Below are 12361 nucleotides of genomic sequence, written 5' to 3' on the forward strand. Positions count from 1 at the left end.
CCGAGCCTATCCGGCGGGTCTCACAGGCTGAGGCCCCGCACCACGAGGTCGAGGAGGGCGCAGCAGAAGAGGGCGATCCCGATGAAGCCGTTGACCGTGAAGAAGGCGCGGTTCAGCCGGGACAGATCGCCCGGCCGCACGATCGTGTGCTCATACGCGAACGCCACCGCGACGATCACCAGCCCCACCCAGAAGAACGCCCCGGCGTCCGTGGCCAGCGCGTACCAGACCAGCAGGGCCGTGGTGACCACATGGCAGACCCGCGCCCCGTACAGCGCCCCCGCGATCCCGAAGCGGGCCGGCACCGACCGCACCCCGTGCGCCCGGTCGGCCGCCACGTCCTGGCAGGCGTAGATCAGGTCGAAACCGCCGATCCAGATACCGATCGCGAGCCCGAGGATCACCGCGTCCCACGACCACTCGCCGGTGACCCCGATCCAGGCGCCGATCGGGCCGATGGCCTGGGCCAGGCCAAGGATGGCGTGCGGATAGTCGGTGAACCGCTTGCCGTACGGATAGACCACCATCGGCACCACCGCGATCGGCGCCAGCGCCAGGCAGAGCGGGCCCAGGAGCGCCGCCGAGCCCAGGAAGACGGCGAGCGCGATGAGCGTGCCGGTCCACGCGGTGCGCACCGACACCGCGCCGGTGACCAGCTCACGGCCGGCGGTGCGCGGATTGCGGGCGTCGATCTCGCGGTCGATGATCCGGTTGCAGGCCATCGCGAAGGTGCGCATGCCCACCATGGCGACCGTGATCAGCAGCAGCCGCGTCCAGTGGACCGTGGAGTCCCACAGGTGCATCGCGGTCAGCGCGGCGGTGTAGGCGAAGGGCAGCGCGAAGACCGAGTGCTCGATCATCACCAGCCGCAGAAAGGCGCGGACCCGGCCGGGCGGCGCCGGTTCGGGGCCGAAGAGATCGGGGGTCGCGGAATCGGCGCTCACAGCCCGTACTCCTTCCATCGCTTTGTCACCCGATCGGCGGTCTCCGGGTCGGACATGACCATGCGCGGCCATCCGCCGTCGCGGGTATAGCCCTCCTCGGGCCATTTCGCGGTGGCGTCGATGCCCGCCTTGCCACCCCAGAACTGCTGGTACGAGGCGTGGTCGAGGTGGTCGACGGGCCCATCGACCACGGTCAGATCGCGGGCGTAGTCGGTGTTCCCCAGAGCGCGCCAGGAGACCTCGTGCAGATCGTGTACATCGCAGTCGGCGTCGACCACGACGATCAGCTTGGTGAGCGACATCATGTGGGCGCCCCAGATGGCGTGCATCACCTTCTGCGCGTGCTTGGGGTACTTCTTGTCGATCGAGACGATCGCGCAGTTGTGGAAGCCACCGGACTCGGGGAGGTGGTAGTCCACGATGTCCGGGATGATGATCTTGAGCAGCGGGAGGAAGAACCGCTCGGTCGCCCTCCCCAGCGGTCCGTCCTCGGTCGGCGGACGGCCCACCACGATCGACTGGAGCAGCGGCCGCCGCCGCATCGTCACACAGTCGATGGTCAGGGCCGGAAACGGCTCCTGGGGCGTGTAGAAGCCCGTGTGGTCGCCGAACGGACCCTCCGGCAGCATCTTCCCGGGCTCAAGCCAGCCCTCGATGACCACCTCGGCGGCCGCCGGGACCTGGAGCGGCACCGTCCGGCAGTCGACCATCTCGACCCGCCGGCCCTGCACGAACCCCGCGAAGAGGTACTCGTCGATATCGCCGGGCAGCGGCGCGGTCGCGGCGTAGGTCACGGCGGGCGGCGCGCCGAAGGCGATCGCCACCGGGAGCTTCTCCCCGCGCCTGGCGGCCACTTGGTAGTGGTTGCGGCTGTCCTTGTGGATCTGCCAGTGCATGCCGATGGTGCGGCGGTCATGGCGCTGGAGGCGGTACAGGCCCAGGTTGCGCACCCCGGTCTCGGGATGCTTGGTGTGGGTGAGGCCGAGGTTGAAGAACGACCCGCCGTCCTCGGGCCAGGTGAACAGCGCCGGAAGCTGGTCCAGATCGACGTCGTCGCCGGTGAGGACCACCTCCTGGACGGGCGCCTCCTTCACCTTCTTCGGCGGCACATGGGCCACCGAGCCCAGCTTCCCGAACGCCTCGCGCAGTCCGGTGAACCCCTGGGGCAACTCGGGTTTGACCAGCCCGCCGATCTTCTCGCTGATCTCGTCGTACGAGCGGAGGCCAAGGGCCTTGAGGAGACGGCGGTCGGTGCCGAAGACATTCATGGCCAGCGGCATCGCCGAGCCCTTGACGTTCTCGAAGAGCAGCGCGGGCCCGCCGGCCTTGTTGACCCTGTCGACGATCTCCCCGATCTCCAGATACGGATCGACCTCGGCCTTGACCCTCTTGAGGTCGCCTTCCCTGTCGAGCGCCCGCAGAAAGGAACGAAGATCGTCATAAGCCATGCGTCCCAGTATCCGGTACGCACTACCCTGGTCCCGTAACTGGGGGCCCGAGCCACCGCCCCGAACACCACACGCAGGGGGGAATCGCCTCATGCTACGGGTGCTGATGATCCTGGTGCCGCTGGCACTGAGCATCTACGCGTTCATCGACTGCATCACCACCGACGAACAGGACATCCGCTATATCCCCAAGCCCATCTGGGCGATCCTCGTCCTGCTGTTCCCCGTCGTGGGCTCCGTCTCCTGGCTGATCGCGGGCCGTAAGCGCGCCGTCGGCGGGGGCGGCGGATGGCCCGGGGTGCGGAGCGCGGGCGGCGGGGGCGGCTGGGTCGCGCCTGATGACAACCCCGAGTTCCTCAAGTCCCTGAATGACAACAGCGGTAAGGACGACGGGAACGGACCGGCCGACACGCCCGCAGACCGCGAGAGCGACGAGGATCGCCTGAAGGACTGGGAGGCCGACCTCCGCCGCCGCGAGGAGGAGCTGCGGCGCAAGGGCGAGGGGCCCGGCTCCGGTTCGGGCTCCGGCTCCGGCTCCGGGCCCGGTTCGGGACCCGAGGACACCCCGCCGCCCGCCGTGTCCTGAACGGGGCTCAGGCGGCCGACGGCACGGCGCGCCGAGGCGCGGGCGGGGACGCCGCGGTCCTTACGGGCGTTCGCCTGCCCTCTGGGCTGTCCGCACGACAGCGGCCGGCTCCCGTGACCCATGTCACAGGAGCCGGCCGCTGGGGGTTTAGTGCCGGACTCCGGCGTATCGGTGTCAGACCCCGGCGTAGGAGTGCTTGCCGGTGATGAAGATGTTGACGCCGTAGTAGTTGAACAGGTAGCAGCCGAAGGCGATCAGCGCCAGGTAGGCGGCCTTGCGGCCCTTCCAGCCGGCGGTGGCGCGGGCGTGCAGATACCCGGCGTAGGCGACCCAGGTGATGAAGGACCAGACCTCCTTGGGGTCCCAGCCCCAGTAGCGGCCCCAGGCGGCCTCGGCCCAGATCGCGCCCGCGATGATCGTGAAGGTCCACAGCGGGAAGATCGTGGCGTTGATCCGGTACGCGAACTTGTCCAGCGACGCCGCCGAGGGCACCCGCTCCAGAACGGACTTGGCGAACCGGCCGAACTGCTTGCCCTCCGGGTTCTCCAGCTGGGCCTCGTAGCGGTCGCGGAAGAGGTAGAGCAGCGTGGCGACGGCCCCGATGTAGAGCGAGGCGCCGGAGATGATCGCGCAGCTGACGTGGATCCACAGCCAGTACGAGTGCAGGGCCGGAACCAACTGGTCGCTGTCGGTGTACAAGACAGAGACGGCGAGACCGAGGTCGAGGAGGACCGTGGTGACGAGGGGCAGCCCGATCCAGCGCACATTCTTCTTCAGCGCCAGCAGCACGAGGTATGTGCCGACCGCGACCATGGCGAAGGTCGTGGAGAACTCGTACATGTTGCCCCACGGGGCCCGCTGCACGGACAGCGCGCGCAAGAGGACGCCCGCGGCATGAAAGAGGAAGGCCAGTACGGTCAGGCCCACCGCGATCCGGCCGTACACATCGCCCTGTTCGGTGCCGCCCGCGGCGCCCGGCCCGTCCGGGATGTCGCGGCTGCCCGCCGCGGAGCGGGTGACGATCTTCGGGCGCTCCAGCACGGCGGTGCCGCCGCCCTGCCCGCCGACCTGCACGGTCACCTTGGCGCGCTGGGTGGCCGCGGCGTCGGAGGTGATCGCGGCGGCGGTGCGGCCCACGGCGCTGCGGCTGCCGAACACCCACTCGGCGATATGCGCGAGGAAGGCGAGGGTGTAGACCGCCATCGCCGAGTAGATCAGCACGTTGCTGTAGTGAGCCAGGTTCTCGTTGACTTCGGCGGCGAGTTTCACGCGCGCGCTCCTTCGGCAGGATCTGCGGGATCTGCGGTGTCGGATGCGGATTCCGGGGAGGAGTCCTTGCTGGGGTTCTCGTCGGAGCCCTTGCCGGATTCCTGGGTGGACTCCCGGCCGGATTCCGGATCGGGTTCCGCTTCCGGGGCCGGAGGTGCGTCCGCCTGGAGACGGACGGCCAGATCGGCGAGTTCTTCGGGGAGCTTGGCGTACTCACTGCGGCCGAGCCCCGCCATCTCGACCACGGTGGTGCCGTCGTCGCCCGTCACCGCGCGCACCCACACCCGGCGGCGCTGGATGAACAGGGAGCCGGCCAGGCCCACCAGGGCGACGACGGCGCCGATGAGGGCGCCTTGGTCACCCGGCTTGTGCGAGATCTGGAAGCTGGCCCATTCCTTGACGCCGTCGAACGAAAGCGTTCCGGCGCCGTTCGGCAGCTTCATCGTGTCGCCCACACTGAGCGCCCGGGCGAACTTGGTCTTGCCGTCGGACTCCATGAACTGCTTCATCCGCGACTTGTCCAGCTGGTACACGCTCTGCGGAGTACCGCCGTCCACACCGAGGCTGCCGTGGTAGGCGGTCAGCACCAGGGTGGGATTGTCCAGCGCCGGGAAGACGGAGAACATGCCCTGGCTGCGCACCCAGGTCGGCAGGAACTGCCCCTGGAAGCCGATTTGATCCTTCTTGCCGTTCTTGTCCCGGTAATCCGGGACCTTGATGACCATGCTCTCGGTGAGGTTGGCCCCGTCGATCGGCAGCCCGACCACCGGGCCCTGGTGCACCACATTGCCCTTGCCGTCCCGGATGGTGACGACCGGCGAGTAGCCGTGGTTCAGCAGGAAGACCTTGTAGCCCGAGATCTCCAGCGGCTTGTTGACCTCGATGGAGGTCTTGCGGGAGGCACCCTCCGCACCGTCCCAGTAGGTCACATCGGCGCGGAAGGTGCGCGGGGTGCGCATCTGCGGGCCGCTGCGTTCATAGGTCGCGGTGAAGCGGTCCAGCTGGAAGCCGAAGGGGGCGAGGTCATCGCTGTTGAACAGCTGCCCCGTCTTGATGTCGTCGTACTGGGTGAGGCTGTTGGAGAAGCCGCCGCCCTCGGTGACCAGGCTGCTGCCCTCGGTCTTCCACAGCTGGCCCGCGGCGAAGGACACCAACAGCACGATCAGCGCGATATGGAAGAGCAGATTGCCCACCTCGCGCAGATAGCCCTTCTCCGCGGCCACCGCGTCGCCCGAGGCGTGGGCGCGGAAGCGGCGCCCCTTCATGATCTTCCGGGCGGCGGCCAGCACCTGCTCCGGCTCGGCCTCACTGCGCCAGGTGGTGTACGCGGGGAGCCGGGTCATCCGGCGGGGCGCGGCCGGCGGGCGGGAGCGCAGCTGGCCGATGAACTGCCAGGTGCGCGGCACGATGCAGCCGATGAGGGAGATGAACAGCAGAAGATAGATCGCCGAGAACCACACCGAGCTGTAGACGTGGAACAGCTGGAGCTTCTCGTAGATCGGCGTCAGCGTCGGGTGCCGCTCCTGGAAGTCCTGCACCTTGAGCTGGTCGATGCTGGTCTGCGGGACCAGAGAGCCGGGGATCGTGGCCAGGGAGAGCAGCAGGAGCAGCAGCAGCGCCACCCGCATCGAGGTCAGCTGCCGCCAGAACCACCGGGCCCAGCCGAGCGGCCCCAGCGAGGGGATGTTGATCTCCTCGGCCGGGGCGGTGGACAGCTGCGACTCCGCGGCGCCGAGCTCGCGCTCCTCGGCGGTCGCGCCGCCCTCGGGCGGCGTTCCGGCCTCCTTGCCGGCCGCGGTGTCGGTATCGGTGGTGGACATCGATCAGATCCCAACGTTGAAGCCCTGAGCCCAGGTCTGCATGGAGCCCATCATGGTGTCCCAGACACCTGTGAGCAGCAGCACCCCCAGGGCGACGAGCATGCCGCCCCCGGCTCGCATCACCCAGACGTAGTGCCGCTTGACCCAGCCGAAGGCACCCAGCGCCCGGCGGTAGGCCACGGCGACCACCACGAACGGCAGCCCGAGCCCCACGCAGTACGCGGCGGTGAGCAGGGCCCCGCGCCCCGCGCTCGCCTCATTGAACGCCAGGGCGTTGACGGCGGTGAGCGTCGGCCCCAGGCACGGCGTCCAACCGACGCCGAACAGGGCGCCCAGCACCGGCGCCCCCGCGAGCCCCAGCGTGGGCTTGACGTGGAAGCGGAACTCCCGCTGACCGAAGCCCTTGAGGACCCCCATGAAGGCGAGGCCCATCACGATCGTGATGACCCCGAGCACCTTGGAGATGGTCTCCTTGTGCTCCTGGAGCGTCCAGCCGAAGTTGCCGAAGAGCGCGCCCCCGGAGACGAAAACCGCGGTGAAGCCGAGCACGAAGAGCGAGGCGCCGGCGATCATGCGGCCGCGCTTGGCCTCGGCCAGGTCCGTCCCCGTGACACCGGTGACATACGACATATAGCCGGGCACCAGCGGCAGCACGCAGGGGGAGAAGAAGGAGACCAGCCCGCCGAGCAGGGCGACCGGAAGCGCCAGCAGCAGCGCCCCGGTCAGGACGGTCTGGTTGGGATCGGTGGCGGCGGCCAGCATGCTCACGGAGGTCACTTCTCCGCGATCAGCGGGGTGACCATCGAGCGCAGGCGCTCCTCGCTGAGCGGCGTCAGGGCGCGGGCCGCGATCCTGCCCTCCCGGTCCAGGACGATCGTCGAGGGGATGGCCTGCGGGTTGAGGCTGCCCTTGGGGAAGCGCAGCATGAGCTTCCCGATCGGGTCGTACAGGCTCGGGTAGTCGACGCCGTATTCCTTCTCGAACCTGAGCGCGGGGGCGCGGTTGGAGTCACGGGTGTTGATCCCGATGAACTGCACACCCTTGGCCTTGGTGTCCTTGGCGACCTTGGCGAGATTCGCCGCCTCGGCCCGGCAGGGGGCGCACCAGGACCCCCAGACGTTCAGGACCACGATCTTGCCCTTGTAGTCCGCCACATCCAGCGGCTTGTTCTCCAGGGTCTTCCCCGAGAGCTGGGGGGAGTCCTTACGGTTCTCCTTGGCGACGGTGTCCACGCCGCCCTTGCCCTGGACGAACTTGGTGTCGGCGGAGCCGCCCGAGGTGCCGCCCCCGCCGCAGGCGGTCAGGGACAGCGCGGCAACCGTGGCCCCGACGGCCAGCACGGTTGCGCGACGACGGGTCGCGAGGCCCCGAGGGGCACGGCAGGCACTCATGTGAAAAGTTTCGCATGGCCCTTTTGGGGATCTTCGCCACCCCCCTCCGGGTACCAACCGCCGGGCCCCACGGGCCCTGCGGCGCGCCACCACCCCGGCTCCCCGCCCCGCACCGTCTCCGCTCCACGCCCCCGCCGACGGCGTCAGTCGTTGTTCGCGCTCCACGCCTGGCCCACGCCGAACCCGCGCAGTTCGGCCAGGACCGCGGGGTCCTGTGCGTCCAGCCAGTCGGTGAGCTGCTTGAAGGAGACCAGCCGGACGTCCTTCCGCTTCTCGTCGGCCATGTGCTTGAGCGCTTCCTCGACGGCGTCCATATAGATACCGCCGTTCCACTGCTCGAAGTGGTTTCCGATGAAGAACGGGGCGCGATTGGTCTCATAGGCGCGATTGAAACCGGCTATGTACGCGTCGGTGGCCTGTTTGCGCCAGCCCGGGTAGTTCGCGGGCGGGGCCTTGGTGGAATTCTGTGACTGGTTCGCCAGGATGTTGTAGTCCATCGAGAGCACCTCGAAGGAGTGCCCGGGAAAGGGAATCTGCTGAAGCGGGAAGTCCCACACCCCCTGCTTCTTCGAGGGCCACACCTGAAGTCCGCCCGGCGAACTGGCGTCATAGCGCCAGCCGAGCTCCCGGGCCGTCGGCAGCAAATTGGTCTGCCCCTTCAGACACGGAGTGCGGCCGCCGATGAGTTCCTTGTGGTAGTCGAAGGGCAGCGGTTCCACATCGGTGAAACGCGTATTCGTCCGCCACTCCGTGACGAAGGACACGGCCTGGTCGATCTCGGACTTCCACTGCGCGGGCGTCCAGTTCTCCACCGATCCGCTTCCGGAGCAGAAGTGCCCGTTGAAATGGGTGCCGATCTCATGGCCCTCGAGCCATGCCTCGCGCACGTTCCGCAGCGTCTCCTTGATGTGCTCATCGGTGAGATAGCCGATGTCGGAGGCGCCCACGGGGTTGTTCGGCGGCCGGTACAGCGACTTCTTCGACTCCGGAAGGCAGTAGATACCGGAGAGGAAGAACGTCATGGACGCATCGTGGTCCCGGGCCAGTTTGCGGAACCGCGGGAAGAGACCGTTGCCGACCTCTCCCGCGCCGTCCCATGAGAAGACCACGAACTGCGGCGGCTTCTGCCCAGGTTCCAGCCGCTCCGGCTTCGGGGCCTCCGGCCGCTTCTCACCCTGTGAAGTCGAGCCGTCACCAATCGGCTTCGCCTGGGTCGTCCTCGCGGGCTTCGGCGTACCGGATCCGGATCCCGAGGAGCAGCCGGCGACGGCCAGTGATGCCGCCGCTCCCACACCAAGACCGAGGATCCCCCTCCGGCTGACCTCACGCATAACGTCCTCAATTCGCACTCGCCGCTCTGATTGCCCGGGGTGTCCGGACAACCCTGGAGATGGCGAGGCGAATAGCGAGGTTCCGAGGGAACGCGGTCAATTACACGGCGAGCACAATGTCTCCATTCGATGACATGGCCCATGGCCCGCCGGTCATCCCGCGGCCATGTGCCGGTCACGCACACCGCGGCCCCGCTCCGCCCAGGCGCCGTGGCCCCGGCGGCCGCGCTCGAGCGCCGTAGCCGCTGAAGGCCGTCTCAGGCCCCGTAGCCCTTGGAGGCCCCCTTCACCGGCTTGGCGCCCGCGCGCAGATGGGGCGGAACGAGATCACGGGCCGGTTCGCTGTAGCCCACCGAGACGATCCTGTCGCCCCGGAAGGTGAAGCTGGTGAGGCTGGCCAGCGTGCACTGCCGCCGGCGCGGGTCGTGCCACAGCCGCCGGCGCTCCACGAAGCTCCGCACGATCCAGATGGGCAGCTGATGGCTGACGCACACCGCCTCGTGCCCCCGCGCGGCGTCCCGCGCCCGGCCAAGCGCCGCCATCATCCGCACCACCTGGTCCACATAGGGCTCGCCCCAGGACGGGCGGAAGGGGTTGGCGAGATGGCGCCAGTTGCCCGGTTTGCGCAGCGCGCCGTCACCCACGCCGAAGGTCTTGCCCTGGAAGACGTTCGCCGCCTCGATCAGCCGCTCGTCCGTGGCCACGTCCAGGCCGTGCGCCTTGGCGATCGGCGCCGCCGTCTCCTGAGCCCGCTCCAGCGGGGAGGCGACCACATAGGTGATGTCACGGTCGGCGAGGTGCTCGGCGACCCGGTCGGCCATCCGGCGCCCCAGGTCGGAGAGGTGGTAGCCGGGCAGCCTGCCGTACAGCACCCCCTCCGGGTTGTGGACCTCGCCGTGGCGCATCACATGGACGACGGTGATGTCGTTCTCGCTCTGTGTCATGTCACCCATCATTCAGTGGCTTCGGCGGCGGCCCGCGCCGCCCCCGGCAGAGCCGCCGCCACCCGCTCCAGCGCCCGCTCGTCATGCGCCGTGGAGACGAACCACGACTCGAAGGCAGACGGCGGGAGGTAGACCCCCTGCGACAGCATCGAGTGGAAGAAGGCGGTGAAGCGGAACGCCTCCTGCGCCTTGGCCTTCTCATAGTCGGTGACCTCGTCGCCGGTGAAGAAGACCGAGAACATATTGCCCGCGACCTGGACCCGGTGGTCCACGCCCTCCTTGGCGAGCGCCTCCGTCACCATCGCCCGCAGCCGCTCGGAGGCCGCGTCGACCTTGGCGTACGCCGCGTCGTCCAGCAGCCGCAGCTGCGCGACGCCCGCGGCCGTGGCGACCGGGTTCCCGGACAGCGTGCCCGCCTGGTAGACCGGGCCGGCCGGGGCCAGGCGCCCCATGACGTCCGCGCGCCCGCCGAAGGCCGCGGCCGGGAAGCCGCCGCCCATGACCTTGCCGAAGGTCATCAGGTCCGGCTCCACGCCGTCCAGCCCGTACCACCCGGCCCTGGAGACCCGGAAGCCGGTCATGACCTCGTCGGAGATGTAGAGCGCGCCATGGTCGGCGCAGAGCTGCTTGAGGCCCGCGTTGAACCCGGGCAGCGGCGGCACCACGCCCATGTTGCCCGGCGACGCCTCGGTGATCACACAGGCGATCTCCCCGGGGTGCGCGACGAAGGCCGCCCGGACCGCCTCCAGGTCGTTGTACGGCAGCACCAGGGTCTCCCCCGCCTGCGCTCCCGTCACCCCCGGAGTGTCCGGCAGTCCGAACGTCGCGACGCCGGACCCGGCCGCGGCCAGCAGGGCGTCCACATGCCCGTGATAACAACCGGCGAACTTGATCACCTTGGCCCGCCCGGTGAAGCCGCGGGCCAGCCGGATCGCCGACATCGTCGCCTCGGTGCCGGACGAGACCAGGCGCACCTGCTCGACCGGGGCGACCCGGGCCACGATCTCCTCGGCGAGCTCGACCTCGCCCTCACCCGGCGTACCGAACGACGTACCGCGAGCGACGGCCGCCTGCACGGCCGCGATGACCTCGGGGTGGGAGTGGCCGAGGATCATCGGACCCCACGAGCACACGAGGTCCACATACTCGCGTCCATCGGCGTCGGTGAGGTACGGACCGTCACCGGACACCATGAACCGGGGCGTACCTCCCACGGCGCGGAACGCCCGCACCGGAGAATTAACGCCGCCGGGCGTCACGACGGCGGCGCGATCGAAAAGCGTCTGCGAAACTGGGGCTGCGTACGGATAGCTCACGCAAGCCATGTTGTCAGAGGCGGACGAAGTCCTGCGGCCGGGCGTTTCACCGCCCGAGCGTGGGGGAGGTCTCTGTCACAGAGATCGGGTTGCGCGGTAGTGGCCGCGAGTGGTCGGGTGGAGATATGCATCGCGGTGGCGAACTGGGTGAAGGGACCGATGACCGAGGCCCCGAGCGTGCCCGGCCCGGACGCCATCGGCGGGACGAGGCGGGCAGGGCAGGCAGGAGCGGGGGCCGCATGGGGGTGACCTACAAGTACTTCGGTGCGCCCGACGGCGCCACCGCGGCCAGGGTCCCCATCTCCATGCGTCCCGAGGAGCTCGGCGGCGACGAGCTCGGCCAGGGCATGTTCACGAAGATCAAGCCGGAGACGGTCGCGGCGATGGTCCTCACCGGTATCGAGGGCGTCCCGCTCCACAAGGTCCCCCCGCTCGAACTGGTCGTCCTCCACCCGGATTACGCCGTGGTCAAGCTCCCGATGACCGCGGTGGACCCGCTGCGCGGCGTGGGCGAGGAGGCCGTGGGCGCCGCGGCCTTCATCTGGTCCACGGTCCCCGACCGCGGCGGCCCCCGGGACGCCTTCACGGTCTATCAGCTGCTGCACGAATGGCAGGACTTCAGCCACCGGCTGCACGAGGCGGGGCATCAGCCGTACTGCCTGGTGTGGCCCTGAGGGCAGGGCCACGGCCCTGAAGCTGGAGCCATGGCCCTGAGCACAGGGACCAGGGCTTGGGCGCCGAGGCGCGGCCCCTACGCCGTGGACGCGGCGCGCAGCAGGCGGAGTTGGCCGATCTCGGTGGCGTTCTTCATCAGCTCGGCGTTCACCCACGCGACCATATGGGCGACGGTGTGCTCGGGGTCCCGGTCCCAGGGGAACGGCGCGATGCCGTCCAGGTCCTCCTCGGTGAGCCGGTCCAGTACGGCCGTCCACTGCGTCCGCAGCGCGCGCAGCCACTCGATGGCCGCCTTACCGTCGCCGGGCCAGCCGACCTCGGTGCGCTTCCGCGGCTCGCGCCCCTCCGCGTGGTCGAGGGTCACGCTCCACCACCAGCCGATGTGCCAGCTCAGCCATCCGATGGTGGGGACGGGCACGGGATCGGGCTCGGTCTCCGCCCAGTCCGGCACCCATGACCCGTCATTGGCCCGCCGCACCGTCCAACAGTGCGCCGCGGGCTCCCACAGGAAGTCCCCGGGCTCCAACCGCTCCAGGTGGTACTCGAAAAGCGACCAGGTCAGGTCGAACTGCCAGCGCAGTAAGGCACATCGGGAGGTGGCCGAAGTCGTCATCGGCCGACCCTGGCACACGGCCCG

The 12361-nt window shown here is 69.3% G+C and carries 12 protein-coding genes; 2 read left to right on the forward strand and 10 right to left on the reverse strand.

The features are described 5' to 3' along the window. Positions 1-20 precede the first annotated feature (20 nt). Both mqnP and NQU54_RS34815 read right to left on the reverse strand, forming a co-directional pair. Positions 21-944: a menaquinone biosynthesis prenyltransferase MqnP gene (gene mqnP, locus NQU54_RS34810; RefSeq protein WP_257634510.1), complete on the reverse strand. Its 924-nt coding sequence runs from the start codon at positions 942-944 to the stop codon at positions 21-23. Further along, positions 941-2392: a menaquinone biosynthesis decarboxylase gene (locus NQU54_RS34815; RefSeq protein ID WP_257634511.1), complete on the reverse strand. Its 1452-nt coding sequence runs from the start codon at positions 2390-2392 to the stop codon at positions 941-943. Before NQU54_RS34815 ends, mqnP begins: the two co-directional genes overlap by 4 nt. 91 nt (positions 2393-2483) lie before the next feature. Between NQU54_RS34815 and NQU54_RS34820 the strand changes: the two genes are divergently transcribed. After that, positions 2484-2978, forward strand: a complete 495-nt coding sequence (locus NQU54_RS34820) for a PLD nuclease N-terminal domain-containing protein (protein ID WP_257634512.1) — start codon at positions 2484-2486, stop codon at positions 2976-2978. A gap of 174 nt (positions 2979-3152) precedes the next feature. Here NQU54_RS34820 and ccsB read toward each other — a convergent pair whose 3' ends face one another. From ccsB to hemL, 7 genes are all read right to left on the reverse strand, one after another. Next, positions 3153-4247, reverse strand: a complete 1095-nt coding sequence (gene ccsB / locus NQU54_RS34825; protein WP_069865396.1) for a c-type cytochrome biogenesis protein CcsB — start codon at positions 4245-4247, stop codon at positions 3153-3155. Next, positions 4244-6067 (reverse strand): cytochrome c biogenesis protein ResB, encoded by a 1824-nt coding sequence (gene resB, locus NQU54_RS34830; RefSeq protein WP_257634513.1) that lies wholly within the window; start codon positions 6065-6067, stop codon positions 4244-4246. The genes ccsB and resB overlap by 4 nt, the downstream gene beginning before the upstream one ends. Positions 6068-6070: 3 nt before the next feature. Then, positions 6071-6829, reverse strand: a complete 759-nt coding sequence (locus NQU54_RS34835; protein ID WP_069865666.1) for a cytochrome c biogenesis CcdA family protein — start codon at positions 6827-6829, stop codon at positions 6071-6073. Between the two features lie 11 nt (positions 6830-6840). Next, positions 6841-7458, reverse strand: a complete 618-nt coding sequence (locus NQU54_RS34840) for a TlpA family protein disulfide reductase (protein WP_257634514.1) — start codon at positions 7456-7458, stop codon at positions 6841-6843. Positions 7459-7601: 143 nt separating this feature from the next. After that, positions 7602-8789, reverse strand: a complete 1188-nt coding sequence (locus tag NQU54_RS34845; RefSeq protein ID WP_257634515.1) for a polysaccharide deacetylase family protein — start codon at positions 8787-8789, stop codon at positions 7602-7604. Positions 8790-9046: 257 nt separating this feature from the next. Then, the gene (locus NQU54_RS34850) at positions 9047-9733 is read right to left on the reverse strand and encodes a histidine phosphatase family protein (RefSeq protein WP_257634516.1); all 687 of its coding nucleotides are present in this window, start codon (positions 9731-9733) and stop codon (positions 9047-9049) included. Positions 9734-9741: 8 nt separating this feature from the next. Beyond that, a complete protein-coding gene (gene hemL / locus NQU54_RS34855; RefSeq protein WP_257634517.1) occupies positions 9742-11058 on the reverse strand; it encodes a glutamate-1-semialdehyde 2,1-aminomutase in 1317 nt (438 codons plus the stop codon). A 116-nt stretch (positions 11059-11174) separates the two neighbouring features. On the opposite strand from hemL, the gene NQU54_RS34860 reads away from it, so the two are divergent. After that, a complete protein-coding gene (locus NQU54_RS34860) occupies positions 11175-11723 on the forward strand; it encodes a hypothetical protein (protein ID WP_231981349.1) in 549 nt (182 codons plus the stop codon). 77 nt (positions 11724-11800) lie between these two features. Here NQU54_RS34860 and NQU54_RS34865 read toward each other — a convergent pair whose 3' ends face one another. Next, positions 11801-12337, reverse strand: a complete 537-nt coding sequence (locus NQU54_RS34865) for a DinB family protein (protein ID WP_257634518.1) — start codon at positions 12335-12337, stop codon at positions 11801-11803. Positions 12338-12361 lie beyond the last annotated feature (24 nt).

Origin of the sequence: Streptomyces malaysiensis subsp. samsunensis, assembly GCF_024519315.1 — a bacterium.
Classification (GTDB): Bacteria; Actinomycetota; Actinomycetes; order Streptomycetales; family Streptomycetaceae; genus Streptomyces; species Streptomyces malaysiensis.